We start from the raw sequence: 23,601 nt of genomic DNA, 5'->3' as shown, positions 1-23,601 counted from the left end.
GCGCACCGTGCGGGGCCGCGCCCGTGCCTGACTCAAACGAAGGAACGTCATGTCCCAGACAACCCCCGCTGCGCGCGCGAGACGGGGCGGCACCGCCCTCGCCCTCGCGGCGCTGCTCGGTGGCAGCCTGCTGATCCCGACCGCCGCAGCCGCGGTCGCCCCCGAGGTCCCCACCGCGCCGCTCGTCGGCACCGGCACGTCCTGGCAGTACCTCGATGACCACACCGATCCGGCCCGCGGCGACGCGAACGTGCGCGCCTGGGTCGCCCCCGAGTACGACGACTCGGGCTGGAAGACCGCACCCGGCGGTTTTGGGGTGAAGAACAACGCGCTCGTCGCCGTCGGCCCGTACACGCCGGCCACCAAGCTTGAGCACTACATCGACGGGACGAAGGCGCCCACGATCCCCACCTACTTCTTCCGCACCAGCTTCGACCTCGAGGCCGGGGTTGCCGAGCAGGTCGCGTCGCTCACGAGCACCGTGATCTACGACGACGCGCTCGTGGTCTGGGTCAACGGCACCAAGGTGGCCAGCTACGAGGACCAGCGGATCACCGAGACCACCAACCTCGAGTACGCGGGCAACAGCAACGGCGACCCGCTCTCGAGCACGTTCTCGGCGAGCGGCGAACTGCTGCGCGACGGGGAGAACACGATCGCGGTGGCCCTGTACCAGGACCGCGCGAGCTCCTCGGACGCCTACTTCGATATGTCGACGCTCACGCTCACCGCGGCCGGCCAGCCGGGTGAGGTGGTTGAGGCGCCGCCCACCCGGGTGATCCTCACCCCGACCGAGACCCCCGAGACCTCGCAGTCGTTCTCCTGGCTCGCTGGCGACGCCACGCACAACCTCGGCCAGGTCGAGATCGGTCTCGCCGCGGGCGGCGAGACGCGAGCGGTCGACGCGTACGCCGCTGGCGTGGTGAACGGCAACCCGAACCAGCACTTCTCGGCGACGGTCGAGGGGCTCACCCCCGGGACCGACTACCGCTACCGCGTGGGGCTGCCGGGGAGCTGGAGCGAGTGGATCGAGTTCACGACCGCCGACCCCGCGGCCACCGACTTCCAGTTCGTCTACTACGGCGACGCGCAGATCGGGCTCGACAGCACGTGGCCCGAGGTCGTGCGCCAGGCGGAGGCGCGCACCACGAACTCCATCGGGTCCGTGCACGCCGGCGACCTGATCGATTCGTCAAGCAACGAGGCGCAGTGGCTGAACTGGTTCAAGGGCATGAAGAACTCGGCGGCCACCACGAACGTGATGGCGGCCCCCGGCAACCACGAGTACACCGGGGACAAGCTGCTCTCCGCGTGGAAGGCGAACTTCGAGTACCCGCGCAACCAGCCGAAGCTCGAGACGATCGGCGCGCTCGCCGAGCTCGCGCAGGGCGATACGGAGGAGGCGCGGCAGGCTGCGGCCTACTTCGCGCACTGGAGCGAGTTCGCGGCGGAGACCGTGTACTACACCGACTACCAGGGGGTGCGCTTCATCACCCTGAACGCGACGCGCGACACGACCTTCCTCACCCCGAGCGGCCTGCCAGCCTGCGCGGCCGACACCTGCCCGTCGAAGCGGGTCGCCGAGCTCTGGACGCAGTACCAGGCGGCGTGGCTCGACTTCATCCTCGCGGAGAGCCCGTCGAAGTGGAACGTCGTGACCTTCCACCAGCCCGTGTTCTCGGGGTCGTCGGGGCGCGATGAGCCCGTGCTGCGCAAGCACTGGGTGCCCGTCTTCGAAAAGCACAACATCGACCTCGTGCTCATGGGGCACGACCACGTGTACGCGCGCGGATTTGTGAACGCGACTGCGACCGACGTGCCGGGGCTCACGAGCGGCCCCGTCTACGCGGTGTCGAACTCGGGCGCCAAGCACTACAGCCTCGCGCCCGAGGGGAACAACGTGTGGACGAACAACGGCGCGACCCAGGTGCTGCGCGGCGAGGGCGTCACGACTTACCAGGTCATCGACGTGAGCTCCGATCAGCTGGTGTACCGCTCCTATCTGGCAGAAAAGACGGCGGGCGCTACGACCGACAAGGCCGTGGGCGATCTGTACGACGAGTTCACGGTGACGAAGTACGCCACGGGTGCGAAGTACGTCACCGAGGCCGGCGTCGCCGTGCCCGCCGGGCCGGCGCTGCGCCTTGAGCTTGACTCAGTGGCCGCTGGCGCGGAGCTGAGCTTCTCCGGTTCCGGGTTCGCCCCGGGCTCCGAGCTGGCGGTTGAACTGCGCTCCGACCCCGTGTCGCTCGGCGCGGCCACCGTGCAGGCGGACGGCTCGTTCGCGTTCGCGGGAACCATCCCGTCTGACACCCCGGCCGGCGCGCACCAGATCGTGGTGATCCTGCCGAACGGCGCTGAAATCGCGGCGGCACTCACGGTGACGCCGGCGGTGGATGGCGGGACTGACGGTGGCGCGACCGACGGGGGAGCCACTGACGGCGGCGCGACCGACGGCGGCGCCACTGACGGGGGAGCCACTGACGGCGGACCGACCGACGGCGGCGCCACCGACGGGGGAGCCACCGACGGCGGATCAACCGACGCAGGAACCGGCGGCGGCACCGCCGCTGCACACGGCGGCGCGAAGAGCGGTGAGCTCGCGAGCACCGGCGGCGCGGCGCTGCCGTTCGTGCTCGGCGGCGCCGGCCTGCTCGTCGCGGGTGCGGCGATCCTGCTGGCCCGCCGCCGAGCGGCGGCGCGTCAGGGCTAGCGGACGGCGCTGCCCAGCTCCGGAGACAGCCCCCGACAAGGACACGTTCTTGTCGGGGGCTGTCCCCGTTTCACGAGTGTGGGCAGGGCCGCGGCTGCCTGTTGAATTACACCGTTGTAATTTCGCAGAAGTTTTCGAGTTATCCACACTTTTTCCCACGCCCTGTGCAGAATGTGCGGCACACAGCTTCGATTCATGCACAGGGTTATCCACATGTGGAAAGCCATGTGCGCCTGGGATCTGGTGTTTTGTAATCGTCCAGCCCTCGAGTCGAATATGTTTTCGCTCCGGCCGCGGCGGCCACGAGGTTCGCCGCCCAGGCCCGCGGGGGCCGACTCGGTGGCGCGCAGCGCCTCGGCGGTCCGGGAGAGATTCGCGCGGGCGTATCCCGCTGCGGAGATACCCCCTCGATACACTTGGGCCTATGAGCGATAACGCCCCGCCGCCGGTGCGGTTCCGCCCCGAGGTCCTCGCCGTCCCCGCCTATCGGCAGGGGGCGACGCCCACGCAACCCGGATTCAAGCTGTCGAGCAACGAGAATCCGTTCGCCCCGCTCCCCGGCGTCGCGGCGGCGATCGCCGCGCGCGGGGACGTGAACCGCTACGCCGCGGCGGCGATGCCCGAGCTGCGCGCGGAGATCGCCGCCGAGTTCGGGGTCGCCGCCGACCACGTCCACCTCGCAGCCGGCTCCGTCGCGATCCTCTATCAGCTCGTGCACGCCGCCGCGGGTCCGGGGGATGAGTACCTGTACGCCTGGCCGAGCTTTGAGGCCTACCCCGCGCTCGGGCTCGCCTCGGGTGCGACGCCCGTGGGCGTGCCGCTCACCGCGACCGCCGAGCACGACCTCGACGCGATGGCCGCGGCGATCACCGAGCGCACGCGCGTGATCCTGCTGTGCACCCCGAACAACCCGACGGGGCCGGCGCTCGCGCGTGCCGACGTCGAGCGCTTCCTGGCCCGCGTGCCCGCAGACACCCTGGTGGTGCTTGACGAGGCGTACCGCGAATTCGTCACCGACCCGGCGGCGGTGCGCGGTGAGGACATCCTCGCCAGCTCCCCCAACCTGGTGGTGCTCCGCACGTTCTCCAAGGCCTACGGCCTCGCCGGCCTGCGCATCGGCTACGGGGTGGGGGACCCGGCGATCTTCCGCGCCGCCGCGAGCGTGGCGATCCCGCTCTCGGTGACCGGGATCGCCGAGAGCGCGGCGCGCGCCTCGCTCACCCCGGAGGCCCGCGCCGTGCACGCGGAGCGCGTGGCCGCGATCGTCGACCGCCGCGACCGTCTGGGTGCGGGGCTGCGCGAGCTCGGCCTCGACGTGCCGGACGCGCAGGGAAACTTCGTCTGGATCCCGGAGACCGCGGCCGGAGGCGGCGGCGTGCCCGATGCGCTCGCGCTCGGGGCGTCGTTCGCCGCGGCCGGCACGCTCGTGCGTCCGTTCGCGGGCGCGGGGGTCCGCATCTCAGTCGGCGAGGACGAGAGCCTCGCCGTGATCATCGAACACGTGCGCGAATTTCTCGCGCAGCTGGGAGGAGCCGCGTGACGCAGTCCGCACTCACCATTGACACGCAGGATCCGGAGCCGATCCGCTTCCTCGACGCCGACGGGAACTACGCCCCGTCGGAGACCGCCGCTGAGTACGCCGACGAGCTCGCTGGCGTGGGCGTCGCCGAGTTCTCGCAGTGGTACCGCGACATGGTGTCCACTCGCGCGTTCGACGTCGAGTGCACGCACCTGCAGCGGCAGGGGCAGCTCGCGCTGTGGGTCCCGAGCATCGGGCAGGAGGGGTGCCAGGCCGGGATCGGCCGGGCTGCCGAGCCGCAGGACCACATCTTCCCCGCGTACCGCGAGCACACGATCGCGCACATCCGCGGGGTGCCGCGCGTGCAGCTTGCCGCGCAGTTCCGCGGCCTCACGCACGGCGGCTGGGACGTGACCGATCCAGCGCACGGCAACTTTCACCTCTACACGCTCGTGCTCGGCGCGCAGACGCAGCACGCGACGGGCTACGCGCTCGGCCAGCTGCTCGATGCGAAGCGTGCGGCGGGGGACCCGGCACTCGACGCCGGCGAGGCCGGCACCGCGACCGGCGAGGCGACACTCGTGTTCTACGGCGACGGGACGAGCAGCCAGGGCGACGCAAACGAATCGATGATCTTCGCGGCGAGCTACCAGACCCCCGAGGTCTTCGTGGTGCAGAACAACCGCTGGGCGATCTCGGTGCCGGTCGCGCGCCAGTCACGCACCCCGCTGTACCGCCGCGCCATCGGCTTTGGCATCCGCGCCGTGCAGATCGACGGCAATGACCCGCTCGCCGCGTACGCGGTGGCCAGGCGCATGCTCAAGCTCGCGCGCACCGGCCACGGGCCCGGCTACATCGAGGCGCTGACCTACCGGATTGGGGCGCACACCACGAGCGACGACCCCACGCGGTACCGCGAGGAGGAAGAGCTCGCGCACTGGGAAGCGCGCGACCCGGTTGCGCGTCTCGAGACGCACCTGCGGTCCCTCGGCGTTGGCGACGAGTTCTTCGCTGAGGTGCGCGAGACCGCCGACCGGGAGGCCAAGGTGGCGCGCGACGCGATCCTCCAGCTGCCGCCGCCCGATGCCGATTCGATGTTCGCGCACGTGTACTCAGAAGAACACCCGCGGATCGAGGAGCAGCGGGCCTGGCTCGCGCGCTATGAGGCCTCGTTCCAGACGCAGGAAGGGGCGGGCGCATGAGCGGCACCGTGACCACGCTGAGCGAGCCGGGCACGCTGCCCATCGCCCGCGCCATCAACGAGGGGCTGCGCGCGGCGATGGCGGCCGACGACCGGGTGATCCTGATGGGTGAAGACATCGGCCCGCTCGGGGGTGTCTTCCGCGTCACTGACAGGCTGCAGGCGGACTTCGGATCCGCGCGCGTACTCGACACGCCACTGGCCGAGGCCGGCATCATCGGCAGCGCGATCGGACTCGCGATGCGCGGCTACCGGCCCGTGTGCGAGATCCAGTTCGACGGCTTCATCTTCCCCGGCTTTAACCAGATCGTGACTCAGCTGGCGAAGATCACGAATCGCCACGACGGGGCCGTACCGATGCCCGTGGTGATCCGCGTGCCCTACGGCGGGCACATCGGCGCGGTGGAGCACCACCAGGAGAGCCCGGAGGCGTACTTCGCGCATACCCCGGGCCTGCGGGTCGTCGCGCCGTCGACGCCGAACGATGCTTACTGGATGATCCAGCAGGCGATCCAGTCGCCCGACCCGGTGCTGTTCTTCGAGCCCAAGGCCAAGTACTGGCAGAAGGGGGAGGTCGATCCAACCGCCCCCGTCGCCGGGCTGCACCAGACCCGAGTTGCGCGCACCGGCACCGACTGCACCGTGGTGGGTCACGGGGCGATGGTGACGACCCTGCTGCAGGCCGCCGAGGTGGCGCAGTCCGAGGGCACGAGCCTCGAGGTCGTCGACCTGCGCAGCCTGTCGCCGATCGACTACGCGCCGCTGATCGCGTCGGTGCGCAAGACGGGCCGCCTCGTTGTCGCGCAGGAGGCGCAGGGCGGGGTGAGTCTCGGAAGCGAGGTCGCCGCCACCGTCACCGAGCACGCGTTCACGGCGCTGCAGGCGCCCGTGCTGCGGGTCTCCGGCTATGACGTGCCGTTCCCGCCCGCCCACCTTGAGGGGCTGTACCTGCCCGACGCCGACCGCGTACTTGAAGCGGTCGACCGTACACTGCAGTATTAACCCGACGGAGGAACCGCTATGAGTGAGATGTCGTTTCCACTGCCGGACGTCGGCGAGGGGCTGACCGAGGCTGAGATTGTCGCGTGGCACGTTGCGCCGGGCGACGCGGTCGCGCTAAACCAGGTGATCTGCGAGATCGAGACCGCGAAGTCGGTGGTCGAGCTGCCCTCCCCGTTTGTCGGCACGGTCACCGAGCTGCTCGCCGAACCGGGGCAGACCGTGCCCGTCGGCGATCCGATCATGCGCGTCGCGACCGACGGGGCCGGGCAGGATGCCGGGGCTGCGCCCGCCGCGCCCGCGGCCGTCACCGCCGAGGTCCGAGACGTCGCGGCCGACGCCGCGGCGACCGTCGAGCACGAGGAGCCCGCCGGCGCGGTGCTCGTCGGCTACGGCACCACGGGCGCAGCCAAGTCGCGCCGCCGCCGAGGCGGGGAGCCGGTGCTCCCGCGCACCGACGGGGTGCGGCCGGCCGTGGCCGCGTCGGGAACCGCGCCCGGAGCGGTGCTCGCGAAACCGCCGATCCGCAAGCTCGCGAAGGACCTCGGCGTCACGCTGTCCGAGGTCGAGGGCACGGGGCCCGCGGGGGAGGTGCTGCGCGCTGATGTGGAGCGCCACGAGAGCCAGGCGCGCGTGTTCCGCAACCGCGAGACACCGCAGCCCGCCGCCGAGCGCGAAGAGCGGATCCCGCTGAAGGGGATGCGCAAGCAGATCGCGAAGGCCATGGTGGCGAGCTCCTCGGAGGCGCCGCACGTGAGCGTCTTCACAGACGTTGACGCCACCCGCACGATGGAGTTCGTGAAGCGGCTCAAGACCTCGTCTGACTTCGCCGGGGTCAAGGTATCCCCGCTCCTCATCTTCGCGAAGGCGATGCTGTGGGCGATCCGCCGCAACCCAGAGGTGAACTCGACCTTCACGGAGACCGAGATCATCCGCCACAACTTCGTGAACCTCGGGATCGCGGCGGCCACCCCGCGCGGCCTCGTGGTGCCGAACATCAAGGAGGCGCAGGAGCTGAGTCTGCTCGACCTCGCAAAGGCGATCGAGCAGCTGACGTTCACCGCGCGCGACGGCCGCACCCAGCCCGCGGAGATGGCAAACGGCACGATCACGATCACGAACATCGGCGTGTTCGGCATGGACTTCGGCACTCCGATCCTGAACCCGGGGGAGTGCGCGATCATGGCCATGGGCACGATCAGGGAGAAGCCCTGGGTCGTGAACGGTGAGGTGCGCCCGCGCATGGTGACGACGGTGGGCGGTTCGTTCGACCACCGCATCGTGGACGGCGACGTGATCTCCCGGTTTGTGGCAGACGTCGCCTCGGTGCTCGAGGAGCCGGCGCTGCTGCTCGACTGAGCCGCGGCCGCGGTACAGCGCCCCGGCGCGAGCGTTCACGCGCCCGCGCCGGGGCGCTTCTCGTGCGGCCAGCAAATCTCAAGCCCGGCTTCGGTAGTGTCCTCAGTGGGGGCGCACGAGGAGCCTCCTTCCGCGCCCGTCTGGGCGGAGGACCCGATGAGCCACGTACGTGAGCCACGCGTCAGCGTGATTATCCCTGTGTACAACGCGATGCCGTACCTCACGGCCACGCTGAGGTCGGTGCTCGCGCAAGACCTCGCGGAGATTGAGGTTGTCGCGGTCAACGACGGCTCGACGGACGGATCCGGGGCCGAGCTCGACCGGTTCGCGCAGCGGGATCACCGCCTCGTCGTGGTGCATCAGCCAAACAGCGGGTGGCCCGGCGCGCCGCGCAACCGCGGGATCGAGCGCGCACGGGGAGACTACCTGTTCTTCATGGACGCCGACGACACAATGGCGCCACACGCGCTGCACGACATGGTGCGGATGGCCGAGGCGCGCGCCGCCGACATCGTGATCCCGCGCCTCGAGGGAACCGGCGGGCGGCGAGTGCAGTCGCTCTTCCGGCGGCACCCGGCCGGGGAGATGTCGATCGCGCGAGCCATGGAGACGCTCTCGCCGCAGAAGCTGTTCAGCCGGGCGCTGATCGAGCGCGCCGGGCTCCGCTTTCCCGAGGAGCGGGTGCGGCTTGAAGACGGGATCTTTGTCGCGCGCGCGTACACTCGCGCCAGTCGGATTTTGCTGTGCGGCGCAGGGCCGCTCTACTTCATCGCGCTGCGAGACGACGGGCAGAACATCTCGTCGCGCGCGATCGACCCGGTCAACTACGTTGCCTCGTGCCGCCGGATCGCCGCGATTCTCAGCGAGGGCACGCCGGATCCGACGGCGGCGCAGCGCCTGGTGCTGCAGTTCTTCCAGCGGAAGGGCCTGCGCTTCTACGCACCGCACCGGTGGGGGCGCATGTCGCTTCCGACGCGGGAGACGTGGGTCACGCTGCACCGCGAGTTCCTGCGCGACTTCGCCCCGCCCGCGGGTGACGCGCGGATCGCGCACCCCACGGACCGGCGCAAGCTCGCGCTCATTCGAGCCGGAGACGTGGTGGGGCTCACGGCGCTCATCGCGGCCGAACCGGAGTGCGCGCACGCGGCGCGCGTCGTCGAGGCGCGCGGCACCGAGCGCGGGACCGAGCTCACGCTCGCCGCGGTGCCGAGCGTGGCTCGCGGGCGGCTCGTGCGCGGAATCCCCGGCCCGGCCCGGCAGCGCGCGGTGCGCCGCCTCGACCGGGTGGCGCGGGCGTTCGGCGGAAGCCGGGCGGCGAGGGGCCTCAACCGGCGCGTCGCCGCCGGACTGACCAGCGGTGCGCCGCGGGTGTGGCTGATCCTCGGGTGCCGCCGCCGCGACCGCACGGTCGCGCTCGCCGGCCGACTGGTCGGGTACGACCCGGACGCGGGGGCGCTCAGCTACGCCTTCGTGCTGTCACCGGAGCTGCTGCGAGGCTTCGGCAACGATCGCGTGGACCTGTGGACGGTTGCCGGGACCGCGGACGGGGCCTCGGGCGCGCGCGTCCGGCTCAGTGCGAGCGAACGGCTCGATGCCGCGGGCGCCGCGGAGCACCTCTATGCCACCGCGCACGGAAACGCGTCGCTCCGCGCGGCCGGCTGATCCGGGGCCGCCCGCGCTAGCGGTGCTGCTCGTCGTCGTCCCCGTGCGACACGGGCTCGAGCTGCAGGGTCACGTGCTCGGTGTCAAAGTGCTCGTGCAGGCAGGCACGCAGCTCGTCGAGCACCGCGTGGTAGCCGCGCTCGTCCCAGGCGGTGTCCGAGACGGTGACGTGGGCGGAGAACGCCGGGACCCCAGACGTGATCGTCCACGCGTGCACGTCGTGGACCTCGGCAACTCCGGGGACCGCGAGCATGTGGTCGCGCGCGGCATCGACGTCGATGTTCTTGGGGGAGGCCTCGAGTAGCACGTCCACGACCTCGCGGAGCAGGCTGATCGCGCGCGGGAAAATGAGCAGCGCAATCAGGATCGACGCGAGCTGATCGACGATCGTGAGGTCGGTGAGCATGATGATGACCGCCGCGACCACCACGGCGACGGAGCCGAGGAGATCGCCGAGCACCTCAAGGTACGCGCCGCGCACGTTGAGGCTCTCCTTCTGGCCCGACTGCAGGATGAGCAGCGAGACGAGGTTTGCCACGCCGCCGATGATCGCGGCGACGAGCATGGGGCCGGTCTGAATCTCGACCTCGCTGCCGAAGCGCGCGATGGCCTGGATGAAGATGACCACCGCGATCACTCCGAGCACGATCCCGTTGACGAGCGCCGCGAGGACCTCCACACGGAGGTAGCCGAACGTGCGCTTCGAGGTCGCGGGGAGCGTCGCGATGAGGCTCGCGATCAGCGCGATCGCGACCCCCGTTGCGTCGGTGAGCATGTGCCCCGCGTCGGCGAGCAGCGCGAGGGAGTTCGAGATCAGCGCGCCGATCACCTGCACCACGAACACGGTGAGCGTGATCGAGAGCACGATGATTAGTCGCTTCCGGTGCTTCCCGGTCGCGGTGCTCGCCCCCTGGAGCCCGTGATCGTGCCCGTGCCCCGTCCCGGCGGCCGCGGCGCCGGGACGGGTGGGGTGACCCGCGCTGAACTCCGGATCGCACGCCTGATCGCGCACCCCATCCGCCTCGCTGTTCATGCTGCCGACCCTATCAACCCGCGCTGGGGCGGGCCGGCGCCCGGGCGCTACGCGGTGGCGGGGTTCGCGCCCTCGAAGACGATGACGCTGCGGGCGTCCGCGCCGGAACGCATCACGCGGAACGCCTCGTTCACGTCGTGAATCGAGATCCGGTGTGAGACGAGGGCGTCGAGCGGCAACCGCCCGTCGAGGTAGAGCGCCGCGTACCGGGGGAAGTCCCTGGCCGGCACGCCGCCGCCGTAGTTCGACGCGATCACGGTGATGCCGCGATAGCAGAGGTCGAGGACGTCGAGCGGGATCGGTGCGTCCTCGGGCGGCATGCCCACGAGCACCGCCCGGCCACCGAGCCGCACGTGCCCGGGAAGCTGCTGGATCGTCCGCGGGTTTCCGATCGCCTCGAAGGCGACGTCGGCTCCGCCCGCCGTGAGCTCCTGGATCTGGGCTGCGGTGTGCTCGTCGGCGAGGAGCGCGTGCGTCGCGCCGGCCTCGAGGGCGAGGGCGAGCTTTTCGGGGTTGCGGTCGACCGCGATGATCGGGTGCGCCCCGGCGAGCCGGAGCCCCATCACGATCGAGAGCCCCACCCCGCCGCAGCCCACCACCACCGAGGACTCGCCCGCCGAAACGCGCGCGTTGTTCTGCACCGCGCCCAGGCCGGTGTGGATGGAGCAGCTGATCAGCGCTGCGATCTCGAAGGGGAGCTCGGACGGCATGCGGATCGCGGCGCTCGCCGGAACCACGGCGTACTCGCTCATGGAGCCGACCGCGAGGTACGGGTACACCGCCTCCTCGCCGCGTGCAAGCCGCGTGGTGCCGTCGGGCATCACGCAGTCGTTCGACACCAGGTCGGTGCACGCCCACGGCTTTCCCGACTGGCAATTGACGCAGCGCTGGCAGGCCTGGTTCCACACGAGAGAGACGTGGTCGCCGACCGCGAGGCCGGTGACGTCCGCGCCCAGCTCCACGATGATCCCGGCGCCCTCGTGCCCCATGACCGTCGGGGAGGGGACGTGCCACTCACCGTCGATCACGTGGCGGTCTGAGCCGCACACGCCGGAGGCCCGGATCTCGACCAGTACCTCGCCGCGCCGCGGTGCGGCGACGGTGATCTCGGTGATCTCGACGTCTGGGCCTGCGCCCCGGTAGACGGCGGCGGTGGCGGTTCGTGCGTTCACGTGGTTAGGCTCCTCGGGGTGCGGTGGCGGGGCGTCCGCCGGTGATGGGGGTTGCGGTGCGCCCGGTGCGCACGGGGATCCCGCGTGCGCCGTCCGGGCCAAATACGAAGCGCGGGTCGGGGTTGAGGGCGAGGAGGAGCCAGTAGGCCGCCGCGGGAAGTGCGAGCGCCACGAGCAGGCTGATGTCCACACCGCCGGCGAGGCCCGAGAGCGGCCCCACGAACTGGCCCGGCAGGTTCACGAAGAGCAGCGCGGTCCCGGCGCCGAGCACCCAGGCGATCACGGCGTTGAGGTTCCAGCCGTGCGTGAACCAGTACTTCCCGCCGCGCTGCCGGCGACTGAACACGAGCAGCGATTCGACCTCGTACCAGCCGCGGCGCGTGACGAAGCCGATCATCATGATTACGATCCACGGCACCGTGCACACGACGAGGATCGTCGAGAGCGCGGTGACGCTCTGCACGATGTCGAACACGAACTTCCCCACGAGCACGAACACCACGGTGACCGCGCCGATGAGCACGGTCGAGACCACGCGGTTCAGCACGACAACGATGCTTGAGAAGTCGAGTCCGGTGCCGTAGAGGAGGCTGGTGCCCGTGGTGATGCCGCCGGCCACGCTGATGAGCGCGAGCGGGATGAAGAACCACGCGGGGGTGCTGCCCACGAGGCCGCCCACGTAGTCGCCGCTCATGATCATGGCGGGGTTGTCCACGGCGATGACGCTCGCGGTGATGTGGCCGAACACGAACGCGCCGAGGCAGGCCAGCTGCGCGAGGAGCACTGCGAGTCCGAGACGCCGCGTGCTCACGGTGCCGGCAACGTAGCGCGAGTAGTCGCCGAGGAACGGGCCGTACGAGATCGGGCACGACATCGCGATGAGCATCGCGCCGATGAACCCGCCGATGTAGAGCGGATCGCTCCAGCGGTCGGCCACGTCCGTGGCGAGCACCTCGCCGAAGCTCGGCTGGTTCGCGTAGATCACGATGCCGACGATGAACAGCGCCGCCACCACGGGCGGAACGAAGCGGTTGAGGACGACGAGCAGTTTGTAGCCGAAGACGCAGATCACGATGAGCAGCACCGCCATGAGCACATAGACCGCGCCGGAGGCGAGTGGCGTCACCTCGAAGCCGAAGATGCGCGCCAGCGAGGCGAGCAGCGCGTCTCCCGAGGCCCACACCGCGAGCGCCAGGAACGTAAACGCGCCGAGCAGCGCGAGGAGTGAGCCGATCAGGCGGCCGTGCGCGCCGAAGTGCGCGGACGATGAGACGGCGTTGTTGGTGCCGGTGCGCGGGCCGAAGAACACCATCGGCACGAGCAGCAGCGACCCGAGGAGCACGCCGAGCACGATTGCGAGGAGGCCGTCCCAGAAGGTGAGGCCGAACACCACGGCGAAGGTGCCGAGCACGGCGGTGGAGATGCTGTTCGCGCCCCCGAAAATCAGCCCGAAGACGTCCTTTGGACGCGCCCACCGCTCGGCCACTGGGATCGGGTTGATCCCGTGCGCTTCGACCGCGAAGGTCGCGGTGTCAGTATCGCTGCTCACCTGTGTTGACATCTGCGTTCTCCTCATCGAGCTCTTGGCGTACGTGCCGACGGGGAATACTGTACGCACTCGCGTCGCCGCGAGCGTCAAAATCTCGGCCTCACTGCGGCCATCTTGTGAATGTGTAAGCAATCTGCGAACATTCAACACAGATTCGCAGTCAACTCAGGACTGATCTGTTGATCTGTTGGCGCGAGTGACGCGAATAATCGAGGTGGAGGCGGCGTGAAGACTGCGGAAGAGACCGAGCGGGGGGTGCTGCGAGAGCTGCGCGAAGACGGGCGCATGAGTTACACCGACGTGGCCCGCCGGCTCGGCGTGCCGCGACAGACGGTGGCGGAGATCGTCGCGGCAGCGCTCGCGCAGAATCGGATGCGCATCACCGCCACGGTGCACCCCGGCCTGATGGGGATCACCCGGTACTCGTACATCCTCATCGCCACCTCGGCGCCGAGCGGGCCGATTCTGCGGCAGCTGGCGGAGATCCCTGAGACGTGTTTCGTCTCGGCGATCGCGGGCAGCTACGACGTCGATACCGAGGTGCGCGTCGGCTCTGACGCGCAGCATCAGGAGGTGCTGAACCGCATCCGCTCGATCCCCGGGGTGAACGAGCTCAATTGCAACAGCTACGAGCGCATCGTGGTCAACATTGACTCGCCGCTCCCGGAGGTCGGGGGTGCGCCGCTGCGCATCGACGATGCGGATCGGCGCATGCTGCTCGCGCTTGAGCGGGACGGGCGCGCCACGTTCCGCGAGCTCGGCGTCGCGGCGGGGGTGTCGGCCGCGAGCGCGCGGAACCGGCTGCAGCGCCTGCGCCACATGCGCGCCGTGAAGATCGTGGGGCTGCCGGTGCGGGATCAGCAGGAGGGGCCCCCGCCGCTCGGGCTCGGGATCCGGGTGCGGGGCGACCTCGAGGCCGCCCTCGCGCCGATTCGCGCGATCGAGCCGGAGTTTCTCGCCGTGTCGACGGGAAACTACGACCTGATCGGCACGGTCTCCGCCGACACGCACGCGGCGCTGCTCGCGAAGCTCGATGCGCTGCACGGCATTGAGCAGGTGTCGTCGGTTGATTCGTGGTCTCACCTGCGCATCAGCAAGGAGCTGTACGGCTTTTCAGAGTCGGCCGGCGGGGTCGACGCCGCGCCGGGGCCGCGAGTGGCGGCGCCGCGGCCGCACTGACGCGGCCGCGGCACCGGCGCCCTAGGCGCGCGCTGCGGCGTAGCCGGCCTCGGTGACCGCGGCGGTAATGGCGGCGTCGGTGACGGTGCCATCGGTCTCGACGCTGAGCTTGCCGGTCTGCGCGCTGACCGCGACGCTGGCGACGCCGGGGAGGGCCTCGACCTCCTCGCGCACGGACAGTTCGCAGTGGCCGCAGGTCATTCCGGTGACGGTGAAATCGGCGATGGTGGACGCGGTGCTCATGGCGCTCCTCTGGGTGGGGTGACTGTGGTGCCCCTCAGTGTATACCCCCTAGGGGTATGGGTCAACGCGCGTTCGGCCGTGGCCCGAGCTTTTCTCAGCGCCCCGGTTCGGGCTAGGCTCGCCGAATGAGTGTCACCGGGGGACCGTCGCGGCTGCGAGTTGGTTTCGTTATGCTGCACACCTCCCCGCTCGACGTGCCGGGCACCAAGGACGCCGGCGGCATGAACGTCGTCGTGCTGGCCCAGGCCGAGGCGCTGGCTCGGGCCGGGCACGCGATCAGGATCTTCACGCGGCGCGCTGATCCGGCGGCGGCGGCGCGCGTGGAGCTCACCCCCGGCCTCGAGGTCGTGCACATTGACGCCGGCCCCGCGCGATTGCTGGCCAAGGCTGAGCACGAGCCGGTCATGGCTGAGTTTGGCGCCCAGCTCGCGGCTGAGCTCGCGCGCGAGCCGGCCGACGTGCTCCACGCTGAGCACTGGTTCTCCGGGATCGCCGCGCTGCCCGTGGCGCGGCGGACCGGCACGCCGCTCGTGCAGAGCTTTCACTCGATCGCTGTCCCCGAGGGCTCGGCGTTGCCGGGTGAACGGCCGGAGTCTCCCGGGCGCCTTGCAGGGGAGCGGCGTCTCGCGCGCGAGGCCGACGCGCTCATCGCGGTGAGCGAGGCCGAGCGCGGCACGATCGTCGCGGATCTCGGTGGCGCCCCTGAGCGAGTCTGCGTGGTCCCGCTGGGGGTGGACACCGAGCTGTTCCGGCCGTGCCACACGCGGGAGTGCGCCGAGCGCGACGAGTGGTTTGCGCGCGGCGGCGCGGCCGAGGTGATCGCGGTGGGGCGCCTCCACCCGCTCAAGGGCTTCGATCTCGCGCTCGACGCGCTCGCGGCGATCCCGGCGGCGCGGCGGCCGGCGCTGCGCATCGTCGGGGCCCCGCCGCCCGACGGTGACGACTACGCACGCGGCCTGCACGAGCAGGCGGCGCGGCTCGGGCTGCTCGGCTCTGTCGCGTTCGAGGGGGCGCTCCCGCGGCCTGAGCTCGCGGCGCGCATTCGTCGCGCAACGCTCATGGTGGTGCCGTCGCACACCGAGACCTTCGGGCTTGTGGCGCTCGAGGCGGCGGCCTCCGGAGTGCCGGTGGTTGCCCGCGCTGCCGGCGGCCTGCGCGAGGCGGTGCGTGACGGCGAGACGGGTGTGCTGGTGCGCGGCGACGACCCGCGCGAGTGGGCGGCGGTGATCGCCGCGCTGCTCGACGATCCGGAGCGCATGGCCGCGATGTCGCGGGCGGCCAGGGCCCACGCGCTCGGGAGGAGCTGGGGTGCGTCCGCGGAGAGCTTGCTGGCGGCGTATCGCGGGCTGCTCGCTGCCCGTGCGGGTGCGGGGCCGGTGGTGTCCGATGGTGCGGCGGGAGCCCGGGCTACCCGGTGCGGCTGACACTGTCGGCGGCTGCCGCTGCGGCGGATCCGCGACCGGGCTCGTGCTTGGCGCGCTGCTGATCGTGGCACGGAAGCCGCTGGGGCGGTGGTTGAGCTCGGGTCAGTAGGCTCCGGTTCCGGCCTCAGCTCGCCGCGGGAGCGCGAGCGCTGAGGCCGCGTGAGACAGGCCCCGGTGGGGGTGGGGTGCTCCCCACCCCCACCGGGGCCTGGTGCTGTCTGTGCGGGCGAGCGCGCTGTGAGCTGCGCCGCGAGCGAGCCCGCGCCCGCGACCGGGTTACCGCGAGACGAGCGTCGTCTCGAACGAGTAGAGGTCCGGGCGGTAACAGTGGTGCCCGGCCTCGACGACCCGGCCGCCCTGGTCGAACGCCACGCGGTCCATGGTGAGGAGCGGCCCGCCCTTCGGCACGTCGAGCAGCTCGTGCTCGTCGCCCTGCGCCCGCCGCGCGCCGATGGTCTGGTTTGCCACCTTGATGGTGATGCCGCGCGCGCGGAGGATCTCGTACAGTCCGTGCTCGGTGAGCGCCTCTGCGGTGATGTCCGAGAACTCCGGGGGCAACAGATTTTCGAGGATCGCGACCGGCGTGCTGTCCGTGCCGCGCAGGCGTCGGATCCTGGTGATCTCGGCACCGAGCGGGACGCGCAGCAGCTGCGCGGTCTCGTCGTCGGCGGGAATGCGCTCGAGCGAGAGCACGCGGGTGGTGGGCGTGTGGCCCACCCGCGTGAGGTCCTCGTGCAGGCTCGTGAGCTCGACGGGTCGACTCACCCGCGCCTGCACCACCTGGGTGCCGATGCCGCGGCGACGCACGAGCAGCCCCTTGTCGACGAGCTCCTGGATGGCGCGGCGCACCGTTGGGCGGGAGAGCGAGAGGCGCTCGCCGATCGCGATCTCGTTTTCGAGCCGGGCCCCCGCGGGAATGGTGCCCTCGCGGATGGCGCGTTCGAGGCGGGTAGAGATCTGGAAGTACAGGGGCACCGGGCCCGAGCGGTCGAGATCGGCGAAGACCTCGTCGGGCCAGACGGCGTCGGTGCTCATTGGTTCTCCTCGCGGGTTGACGTGACAATGACGACCACGATGTCGTTATGTACGGACAATGTTACTCGGGTGTGCCCAGACCTGGCGGCGCGCTTCATTCGTGCTATTGTTAGGACAAATGCAGCGACGCGTTCGATGTCGCTATTGACCGGGAGAGGCGGTATCGAATGTCGGAGGCACGGCGTCCGGATGACGTACTGGTAATGGGGCGGCTCGGCGTTGACATCTACCCGCTACAGAGCGGTGTCACGCTCGAAGAGGTGAGCAGCTTTGGCAAGTACCTCGGCGGCAGCGCCGCAAACGTTGCGGTCGCCGCGGCGCGCTACGGCCGCGCGAGCGCACTGATCTCGCGGGTTGGCAACGACCCGTTCGGGCGCTACCTGCTTGCCGAGCTCGCCAGACTGGGGGTAGACCCCCGCGAGGTGCGTGTGGATCCGCAGTACCTAACCCCCCTCACGTTCTGCGAGATCTTCCCGCCAGACGATTTCCCGCTCTACTTCTACCGCGAGCCGAAGGCTCCGGATCTCGAGATCACAGCGGGCGACCTCGACGCGGAGGCGATCAGCGCGGCGCGCATCCTGTGGCTCACGGTCACGGGGTTCAGTCAGGAGCCCAGCCGCGCCGCGCACCACGCCGCACTCGCCGCGCGCGGTCGCCGCACGCACACGATCCTCGACCTCGACTATCGGCCCATGTTCTGGGAGAACCCGGCCGAGGCGAGCGCTGAGGTGGGGCGTGCGCTCGACCACGTGTCGGTCGCCGTTGGCAACCGCGAGGAGTGCGAGGTCGCGGTCGGCGAGACCGACCCGGACCGGGCCGCCGACGCGCTGCTTGAGCGCGGTGTGGAACTTGCGGTCGTGAAGCAGGGCCCCAAGGGCGTGCTCGCGAAGACCCGCACTGAGCGGGTCGAGGTCGCCCCTCACTTCGTCGACGTGGTCAACGGGCTCGGCTCGGGCGACGCGTTCGGCGGCGCACTGTGCCACGGGCTGCTCGAGGGCTGGGATCTTGAACACATCTTCCGCTTCGCTAACGTCGCCGGAGCGATCGTCGCCACTCGCCTTGAGTGCTCGACGGCGATGCCGGACGCGGCGGAGGTCAACGACATCCTCGCTCAGGGAGCCTGACATGACACTTGATTTCGATCGCCTGCGCGAGCTTCGCGCGACCAACCCGGCCGGGGTGTCGCGCGCGCTCGCCGACCGCCGGCGCCGCGATGTGATCCGGGGCGACGGGCGGCTGTTCATCGTCGCCGCCGACCACCCGGCCCGCGGCGCGATCGCGGTGGGGCAGAACCCGACGGCCATGGCGAACCGCTACGACCTGCTCGAGCGCATGGCCCTCGCGCTCTCGCGGCCCGGCGTCGACGGCGTGCTCGGCACCCCGGACATCATCGACGACCTCGCGGCGCTCGGCCTACTCGACGACAAGATCATCGTCGGATCGATGAACCGCGGCGGACTGCGCGGGGCCTCGTTCGAGCTCGACGATCGCTACACGGCGTACGACGTGCCGGCGATGGTGCGGCAGGGCATCGACTTCGCGAAGACCCTGATCCGGGTGGATCTTCAGGATGATGGCACCGCGGCGACGCTCGAGGCGACCGCCCGCGCAGTTGATCAGGCCGCCGCCGCAGGCCTCCCGATCATGCTCGAGCCCTTCATGAGCGCGCGCGTGGGCGGCAAGGTCAGCAATGACCTCTCGGCGAACGCGGTGATCCTGTCGACCGCGATCGCCTCCGGGCTCGGCAACTCGAGCGCGCACACGTGGATGAAGCTGCCGGTCGTGCCAGAGATGGAACGCGTCATGGAAGCGACCACGATGCCGACTCTGCTGCTCGGCGGCGACAACGGCGATGCCCCCGACGTCATGTACGCCGCGTGGGAGCGCGCCCTCGCGCTGCCCGGAGTGCGCGGCCTCACGGTGGGCCGCACCCTGCTCTACCCGAGCGACGGCGACGTCGCGGCGGCCGTCGACACGGCCGCGCGCCTCGTGCACCGCGACCTCCCATAAGCCCCACTGCCCCACCGACACGCACGAAGAGGACCCCATGAGCACTGACACTCTCCCCGTCATCCCCCACTGGATCAACGGCGCACGGACCGAGTCGACCAGCGGCCGCACGGCCCCCGTCTACAACCCGGCGACGGGCGAGCTGCGCGCGCACGTCGCGCTCGCGAACGCGGAGGAGATCGCCGCGGCGATCGCCTCGGCCCAGCGCGGCTTCGAAATCTGGAGCGCGTTCTCGATCGCGAAGCGCCAGACGGTCATCTTCGCGTTCCGCGAGCTACTGAACGCGCGCAAGGGCGAACTCGCCGACATCATCACCGCGGAGCACGGCAAGGTGCGCTCCGACGCGCTGGGCGAGATCCTGCGCGGCCAGGAGGTCGTGGAGCTCGCGACCGGGTTCCCGCACCTGATCAAGGGCGCCTTCTCGGAGAACGCCTCGACCGGGATCGACGTCTACTCGATCAAGCAGCCGATCGGCGTGGCCGGGATCATCTCCCCGTTCAACTTCCCCGCGATGGTGCCGATGTGGTTCTTCCCCGTCGCCATCGCGGCCGGCAACGCGGTCATCGTCAAGCCCAGCGAGAAGGATCCGTCCGCCGCGCTCTGGCTCGCCGAACTGTGGGCTGAGGCGGGTCTCCCCGCCGGTGTCTTCACCGTGCTCAACGGTGACAAGCTCGCCGTTGACGGGCTGCTCACCGACCCCGTCGTGCAGTCGATCTCATTCGTCGGCTCGACCCCGATCGCGCAGTACATCTACGAAACCGCGTCGAAGCACGGCAAGCGCGTGCAGGCGCTCGGCGGCGCGAAGAACCACATGCTCGTGCTGCCGGACGCGGACCTCGATCTCGTCGCGGACCAGGCGATCAACGCCGGCTACGGCGCCGCGGGCGAGCGCTGCATGGCGATCTCCGTGGTGCTCGCGGTCGAACCCGTGGCCGACGAGCTGATCGTGAAGATCCAGGAGCGCATCGCGCGGCTGAAGATCGGCAACGGTGCCGCCGCGCCCGAGCCAGACATGGGCCCCCTCATCACCGCCGCGCACCGCGAAAAGGTGTCCTCCTACGTCGATATCGCGGAGGCCGACGGCGCCACCATCGTGGTCGACGGCCGCGACTTCCGCGTGGACGGCGCTGAGGACGGCTTCTTCTTCGGCCCCACGCTGATCGACCGGATCCCCACCACCTCGCGCGCCTACACGGAGGAGATCTTCGGGCCCGTGCTCGAAATCGTGCGCGTCGCCTCCTTTGACGAGGGCGTCGCCCTTATCAACTCCGGCGAGTTCGGCAACGGCACCGCGATCTTCACGAACGACGGCGGCGCGGCGCGGCGCTTCCAGCACGAGATCCAGGTCGGCATGATTGGCATCAACGTGCCGATCCCGGTCCCCGTCGCTTACCACTCCTTCGGCGGGTGGAAGGCCTCGCTGTTCGGCGACGCGAAGGCGTACGGCGTGCACGGCTTCGACTTCTTCACCCGCGAGAAGGCGATCACCAGCCGCTGGCTCGACCCCGCAACGCACGGCGGGATCAACCTCGGCTTCCCGCAGAACGACTAGTACGACACCGAACGAAAGAGGACGGGCACATGACGGATCAGGCCGAGCGCTGGTTTCACCGCCGCGGCGAGCTCGCCGCCGGCGGGTGGGAGACCGTGGTCGACGAGCGCACGCCAGGCTGGGCGCACACCGGGCTCCGCGTGGGCCGGCTCGCAGCGGGCGAGTCGCTCACGCTCGCGGACACCGGCGTTGAGCGTCTGATCGTGCCGCTCGCCGGCGCGTTCACCGTGCGGCACGCGAGCGCGGGCGAGGCGGCCGAGACGGTCACCGAGCTCGCCGGCCGGGCGTCGGTGTTCGACGGTCCCAGTGACGTGCTCTATCTCGGGGCAGATGCCACGGGCACCGTCACCGCCCGCTCGGCCGGCGAGAGCCGCTTCCTCGTCGCCACCTCGCCCACCGACACGGTGCGGCCCAGCCGGCACATGCCGGTGAGCGAGGTGCCCGTCGAACTGCGCGGCGCCGGCGCTTCGAGCCGCCAGGTGCACAACTTCGGCCGGCAGGAGTCGCTCGACGCCGCGCGGTTCATCGTCGTCGAGGTGATCACCCCGTCCGAGAACTGGTCGTCGTATCCGCCGCACAAGCACGACGAGCACCTCCCCGGCCACGAGTCGGAGCTTGAAGAGATCTACTACTTCGAGGTCGCGCCCACCCGCGACGCCCCCGCCGGGGTCAGCCCCGAGCACGCGTTCGGCATGTTCAGCACGTACTCCTCGCCCGCCGGTCAGATCGACATCGACGCCCGCGTGTTCACGGGCGACGTGGCGCTCGTGCCGCACGGCTACCACGGCCCGGCGGTGGCGGCACCCGGCTACGACATGTACTACCTCAATGTGATGGCGGGGCCGGATCCGGAGCGCAGCTGGCTCATCAGCGACGACCCCGCGCACGGCTGGGTGCGCGAGACGTGGGACGGGCAAGAGCTCGACCCGCGGCTCCCGTTTACCGCTCCCACCTCGCCCGCCGCTCCCGCCGCAGACTCGGAGGACCCCCGATGACCACCCGCCGTATGACCGTCAGCCAGGCGCTGATCGAGTTCCTCGCGAACCAGTGGACTGTTGACCGCGACGGTGCCGGCGCCGAGATCCGCGAACGCACCGTGCCCGGCACCTTCGGGATCTTTGGGCACGGCAACGTCGCCGGGATCGGCCAGGCGCTCAAGCAGCTCAACGCGCACGATCCCGAGCTGATGCCTTACTACCAGGCGCGCAACGAGCAGGCGATGGTGCACCAGGCGGTCGGCTACGCCCGCATGCACCGCCGTCGCGGCACCTACGCGGCTGCCGCGTCGGTGGGCCCCGGCGCGACGAACCTGCTCACCGGCGCCGCGCTCGCCACGACGAACCGACTCCCCGCGCTGCTGCTCCCCAGCGACACGTTCGCGACCCGGGTCGCCGACCCGGTGCTGCAGCAGCTGGAGCAGCCGCACGACATCGGGCTCACCGTCAACGACGCGTTCCGCCCAGTTTCGAAGTTCTTCGACCGCGTGCAGCGCCCCGAGCAGCTGTTCTCGATCGCGCTCGCCGCGATGCGGGTGCTCACGGATCCGGCCGAGACGGGCGCCGTGACGATCGCGCTGCCCGAGGATGTGCAGGCCGAGGCGCTCGACGTTCCCGCCGAATTCCTGCAGCCGCGCGAGTGGCGGATCCGCCGCCCCCGGCCCGAGCGTGACGCGTTCGCCGCGGCGCTCAACGCCATCCGCGCCGCGAAGCGCCCGCTCATCGTCGCCGGCGGCGGCGTGCTCTACTCCGAGGCCGAGACGCAGCTGCGCGCGTTCGTGGAGGCGACCGGCATCCCCGTCGGCACCTCGCAGGCCGGCGGCGGCGTGCTCGACTGGGACCACCCGCAGAACCTTGGCGGGATCGGGGCGACCGGCACGCTCGCGGCGAACCGCATCGCCGCGGAGGCCGACCTCGTGATCGGGATCGGTACCCGCTACAGTGACTTCACCACCGCGTCGCGCACCGTGTTCCAGCACTCAGGGGTGCGCTTCGTGAACATCAACGTCGCTGCGTTCGACGCGTTCAAGCACGGTACGCAGCTCCCCGTGGTGGCCGACGCGCGCGAGGCGCTTACCGAGCTGCTCGAGGTCGCCGGCGAGCTGCGCGTCGAGGCCGCGTACGCCGAGCGCATCGGCCGCGAGAAGGCGGAGTGGGACGCGACCGTCGACGCGGCGCTCGCCCCCACCGGCCTCCCGTTGCCCGGGCAGACCGAGATTATCGGCGCTGTGCAGCGCTCATCCGAGCCCGCCGACGTGATCGTCCAGGCGGCCGGATCGCTGCCGGGCGACCTGCACAAGCTGTGGCGGGTGCGGGATCCGCTCGGGTATCACGTCGAGTACGCCTACTCGTGCATGGGGTACGAGATCGCGGGCGGGCTCGGCGCGAAGCGCGGGCTGCTGGCCGCCGGCGACGACCGCGACGTGATCGTGATGGTGGGCGACGGTTCGTACCTGATGCTCAACACCGAGCTCGTCACCGCCGTCGCCGAGGGCATCAAGCTGATCGTCGTGCTGATTCAGAACCACGGCTACGCCTCGATCGGGCACCTCTCCGAGACCGTCGGCTCCGAGCGCTTTGGCACGTGGTACCGAGAGTACGACCCCGAGGCGCGCAACTTCCAGGGGGAGCAGGTACTCCCCGTCGATCTCGCGATGAACGCCCGCAGCTACGGCATGGACGTCATCGAGGTGGCGCCGGGCCCGGACGCGATCGCCAAGCTCGAGGCGGCTCTGGCCACGGCGAAGGCGTCGGACCGGGCCACGTTCATCCACATCAACAGCGACCCGCTGCGCTATGCGCCCGACGGCTCGGGGTGGTGGGACGTGCCCGTCGCGGAGGTCTCGACACTTGACTCGACGCAGCGCGCGCGCACCGAGTACGAGGAGCAGCGCGCCGCACAGCGCCCACTGCTCGGGTAGGGCGTCCGCCCGCCCGCTCGGCCCCCTCCGGGGT

General features: G+C 70.6%; 18 protein-coding genes. 13 read left to right on the top strand and 5 right to left on the bottom strand.

Features of this window, described 5'->3' with window-relative positions; translation table 11 throughout:
• Positions 1-49 precede the first annotated feature (49 nt).
• From EV139_RS05340 to EV139_RS05315, 6 genes are all read left to right on the top strand, one after another.
• Entirely contained in the window at positions 50-2,713 is a 2,664-nt protein-coding gene (locus EV139_RS05340) for a purple acid phosphatase family protein (protein WP_130453276.1), read from the top strand.
• A 424-nt stretch (positions 2,714-3,137) separates the two neighbouring features.
• Positions 3,138-4,253: a histidinol-phosphate transaminase gene (locus EV139_RS05335; RefSeq protein ID WP_130453275.1), complete on the top strand. Its 1,116-nt coding sequence runs from the start codon at positions 3,138-3,140 to the stop codon at positions 4,251-4,253.
• Positions 4,250-5,434 (top strand): thiamine pyrophosphate-dependent enzyme, encoded by a 1,185-nt coding sequence (locus EV139_RS05330; RefSeq protein ID WP_241988971.1) that lies wholly within the window; start codon positions 4,250-4,252, stop codon positions 5,432-5,434. Before EV139_RS05335 ends, EV139_RS05330 begins: the two co-directional genes overlap by 4 nt.
• On the top strand, positions 5,431-6,435 hold the full coding sequence (locus EV139_RS05325) for an alpha-ketoacid dehydrogenase subunit beta (protein WP_130453274.1): 1,005 nt from the start codon (positions 5,431-5,433) through the stop codon (positions 6,433-6,435). The genes EV139_RS05330 and EV139_RS05325 overlap by 4 nt, the downstream gene beginning before the upstream one ends.
• 18 nt (positions 6,436-6,453) lie before the next feature.
• Positions 6,454-7,791: a dihydrolipoamide acetyltransferase family protein gene (locus EV139_RS05320; protein WP_130453273.1), complete on the top strand. Its 1,338-nt coding sequence runs from the start codon at positions 6,454-6,456 to the stop codon at positions 7,789-7,791.
• A 156-nt stretch (positions 7,792-7,947) separates the two neighbouring features.
• On the top strand, positions 7,948-9,453 hold the full coding sequence (locus tag EV139_RS05315) for a glycosyltransferase family 2 protein (RefSeq protein ID WP_130453272.1): 1,506 nt from the start codon (positions 7,948-7,950) through the stop codon (positions 9,451-9,453).
• 16 nt (positions 9,454-9,469) lie between these two features.
• Here EV139_RS05315 and EV139_RS05310 read toward each other — a convergent pair whose 3' ends face one another.
• From EV139_RS05310 to EV139_RS05300, 3 genes are read right to left on the bottom strand one after another with little or no spacing between them, the layout of a single operon-like run.
• Positions 9,470-10,486 carry a cation diffusion facilitator family transporter gene (locus tag EV139_RS05310; RefSeq protein WP_130453271.1) on the bottom strand — a complete coding sequence of 339 codons (1,017 nt, stop codon included), beginning with the start codon at positions 10,484-10,486 and terminating at the stop codon, positions 9,470-9,472.
• A gap of 47 nt (positions 10,487-10,533) precedes the next feature.
• Positions 10,534-11,658: a zinc-binding dehydrogenase gene (locus EV139_RS05305; protein WP_130453270.1), complete on the bottom strand. Its 1,125-nt coding sequence runs from the start codon at positions 11,656-11,658 to the stop codon at positions 10,534-10,536.
• A 4-nt stretch (positions 11,659-11,662) separates the two neighbouring features.
• On the bottom strand, positions 11,663-13,219 hold the full coding sequence (locus tag EV139_RS05300; RefSeq protein ID WP_130453269.1) for a purine-cytosine permease family protein: 1,557 nt from the start codon (positions 13,217-13,219) through the stop codon (positions 11,663-11,665).
• A 213-nt stretch (positions 13,220-13,432) separates the two neighbouring features.
• Between EV139_RS05300 and EV139_RS05295 the strand changes: the two genes are divergently transcribed.
• On the top strand, positions 13,433-14,386 hold the full coding sequence (locus tag EV139_RS05295; protein ID WP_130453268.1) for an AsnC family transcriptional regulator: 954 nt from the start codon (positions 13,433-13,435) through the stop codon (positions 14,384-14,386).
• A 21-nt stretch (positions 14,387-14,407) separates the two neighbouring features.
• On the opposite strand, the gene EV139_RS05290 is transcribed toward EV139_RS05295, so the two are convergent.
• A complete protein-coding gene (locus tag EV139_RS05290) occupies positions 14,408-14,629 on the bottom strand; it encodes a heavy-metal-associated domain-containing protein (RefSeq protein WP_130453267.1) in 222 nt (73 codons plus the stop codon).
• Between the two features lie 125 nt (positions 14,630-14,754).
• Between EV139_RS05290 and EV139_RS05285 the strand changes: the two genes are divergently transcribed.
• Positions 14,755-16,053, top strand: a complete 1,299-nt coding sequence (locus EV139_RS05285; RefSeq protein WP_130453266.1) for a glycosyltransferase — start codon at positions 14,755-14,757, stop codon at positions 16,051-16,053.
• A 276-nt stretch (positions 16,054-16,329) separates the two neighbouring features.
• Here the strand turns inward: EV139_RS05285 and EV139_RS05280 are convergent, their stop codons facing one another.
• Complete coding sequence (locus EV139_RS05280; RefSeq protein ID WP_130453265.1) at positions 16,330-17,088, bottom strand: GntR family transcriptional regulator; 759 nt, start codon at positions 17,086-17,088, stop codon at positions 16,330-16,332.
• Between the two features lie 167 nt (positions 17,089-17,255).
• Here EV139_RS05280 and iolC point away from each other — a divergent pair, with 167 nt between their 5' ends.
• Genes iolC through iolD form a run of 5 tightly spaced genes read left to right on the top strand, consistent with a single transcriptional unit; the run spans position 17,256 to position 23,567 of the window.
• A complete protein-coding gene (iolC, locus tag EV139_RS05275) occupies positions 17,256-18,212 on the top strand; it encodes a 5-dehydro-2-deoxygluconokinase (protein WP_130453264.1) in 957 nt (318 codons plus the stop codon).
• 1 nt (position 18,213) lies between these two features.
• Positions 18,214-19,098: a class I fructose-bisphosphate aldolase gene (locus EV139_RS05270; protein WP_198677460.1), complete on the top strand. Its 885-nt coding sequence runs from the start codon at positions 18,214-18,216 to the stop codon at positions 19,096-19,098.
• Between the two features lie 37 nt (positions 19,099-19,135).
• The gene (locus EV139_RS05265; protein ID WP_130453263.1) at positions 19,136-20,650 is read left to right on the top strand and encodes a CoA-acylating methylmalonate-semialdehyde dehydrogenase; all 1,515 of its coding nucleotides are present in this window, start codon (positions 19,136-19,138) and stop codon (positions 20,648-20,650) included.
• Between the two features lie 29 nt (positions 20,651-20,679).
• Complete coding sequence (gene iolB / locus EV139_RS05260) at positions 20,680-21,645, top strand: 5-deoxy-glucuronate isomerase (protein ID WP_130453262.1); 966 nt, start codon at positions 20,680-20,682, stop codon at positions 21,643-21,645.
• Positions 21,642-23,567, top strand: a complete 1,926-nt coding sequence (gene iolD, locus EV139_RS05255; RefSeq protein ID WP_130453261.1) for a 3D-(3,5/4)-trihydroxycyclohexane-1,2-dione acylhydrolase (decyclizing) — start codon at positions 21,642-21,644, stop codon at positions 23,565-23,567. The genes iolB and iolD overlap by 4 nt, the downstream gene beginning before the upstream one ends.
• Positions 23,568-23,601: the final 34 nt, after the last annotated feature.

Origin of the sequence: Leucobacter luti (assembly GCF_004217175.1) — a bacterium.
Lineage (GTDB): Bacteria > Actinomycetota > Actinomycetes > Actinomycetales > Microbacteriaceae > Leucobacter > Leucobacter luti.
Note: the sequence above shows the minus strand (reverse complement) of the source record. Positions and strands in the feature narration are given on the sequence as shown.

Coding starts and splice junctions, on each gene's coding strand:
- EV139_RS05340 (WP_130453276.1), top strand. CDS start 50: ATGTCCCAGACAACCCCCGCTGCGCGCGCGAGACGGGGCGGCACCGCC.
- EV139_RS05335 (WP_130453275.1), top strand. CDS start 3,138: ATGAGCGATAACGCCCCGCCGCCGGTGCGGTTCCGCCCCGAGGTCCTC.
- EV139_RS05325 (WP_130453274.1), top strand. CDS start 5,431: ATGAGCGGCACCGTGACCACGCTGAGCGAGCCGGGCACGCTGCCCATC.
- EV139_RS05320 (WP_130453273.1), top strand. CDS start 6,454: ATGAGTGAGATGTCGTTTCCACTGCCGGACGTCGGCGAGGGGCTGACC.
- EV139_RS05315 (WP_130453272.1), top strand. CDS start 7,948: ATGAGCCACGTACGTGAGCCACGCGTCAGCGTGATTATCCCTGTGTAC.
- EV139_RS05310 (WP_130453271.1), bottom strand. CDS start 10,486: ATGAACAGCGAGGCGGATGGGGTGCGCGATCAGGCGTGCGATCCGGAG.
- EV139_RS05300 (WP_130453269.1), bottom strand. CDS start 13,219: ATGTCAACACAGGTGAGCAGCGATACTGACACCGCGACCTTCGCGGTC.
- EV139_RS05290 (WP_130453267.1), bottom strand. CDS start 14,629: ATGAGCACCGCGTCCACCATCGCCGATTTCACCGTCACCGGAATGACC.
- EV139_RS05285 (WP_130453266.1), top strand. CDS start 14,755: ATGAGTGTCACCGGGGGACCGTCGCGGCTGCGAGTTGGTTTCGTTATG.
- EV139_RS05280 (WP_130453265.1), bottom strand. CDS start 17,088: ATGAGCACCGACGCCGTCTGGCCCGACGAGGTCTTCGCCGATCTCGAC.
- iolC (WP_130453264.1), top strand. CDS start 17,256: ATGTCGGAGGCACGGCGTCCGGATGACGTACTGGTAATGGGGCGGCTC.
- EV139_RS05270 (WP_198677460.1), top strand. CDS start 18,214: ATGACACTTGATTTCGATCGCCTGCGCGAGCTTCGCGCGACCAACCCG.
- EV139_RS05265 (WP_130453263.1), top strand. CDS start 19,136: ATGAGCACTGACACTCTCCCCGTCATCCCCCACTGGATCAACGGCGCA.
- iolB (WP_130453262.1), top strand. CDS start 20,680: ATGACGGATCAGGCCGAGCGCTGGTTTCACCGCCGCGGCGAGCTCGCC.
- iolD (WP_130453261.1), top strand. CDS start 21,642: ATGACCACCCGCCGTATGACCGTCAGCCAGGCGCTGATCGAGTTCCTC.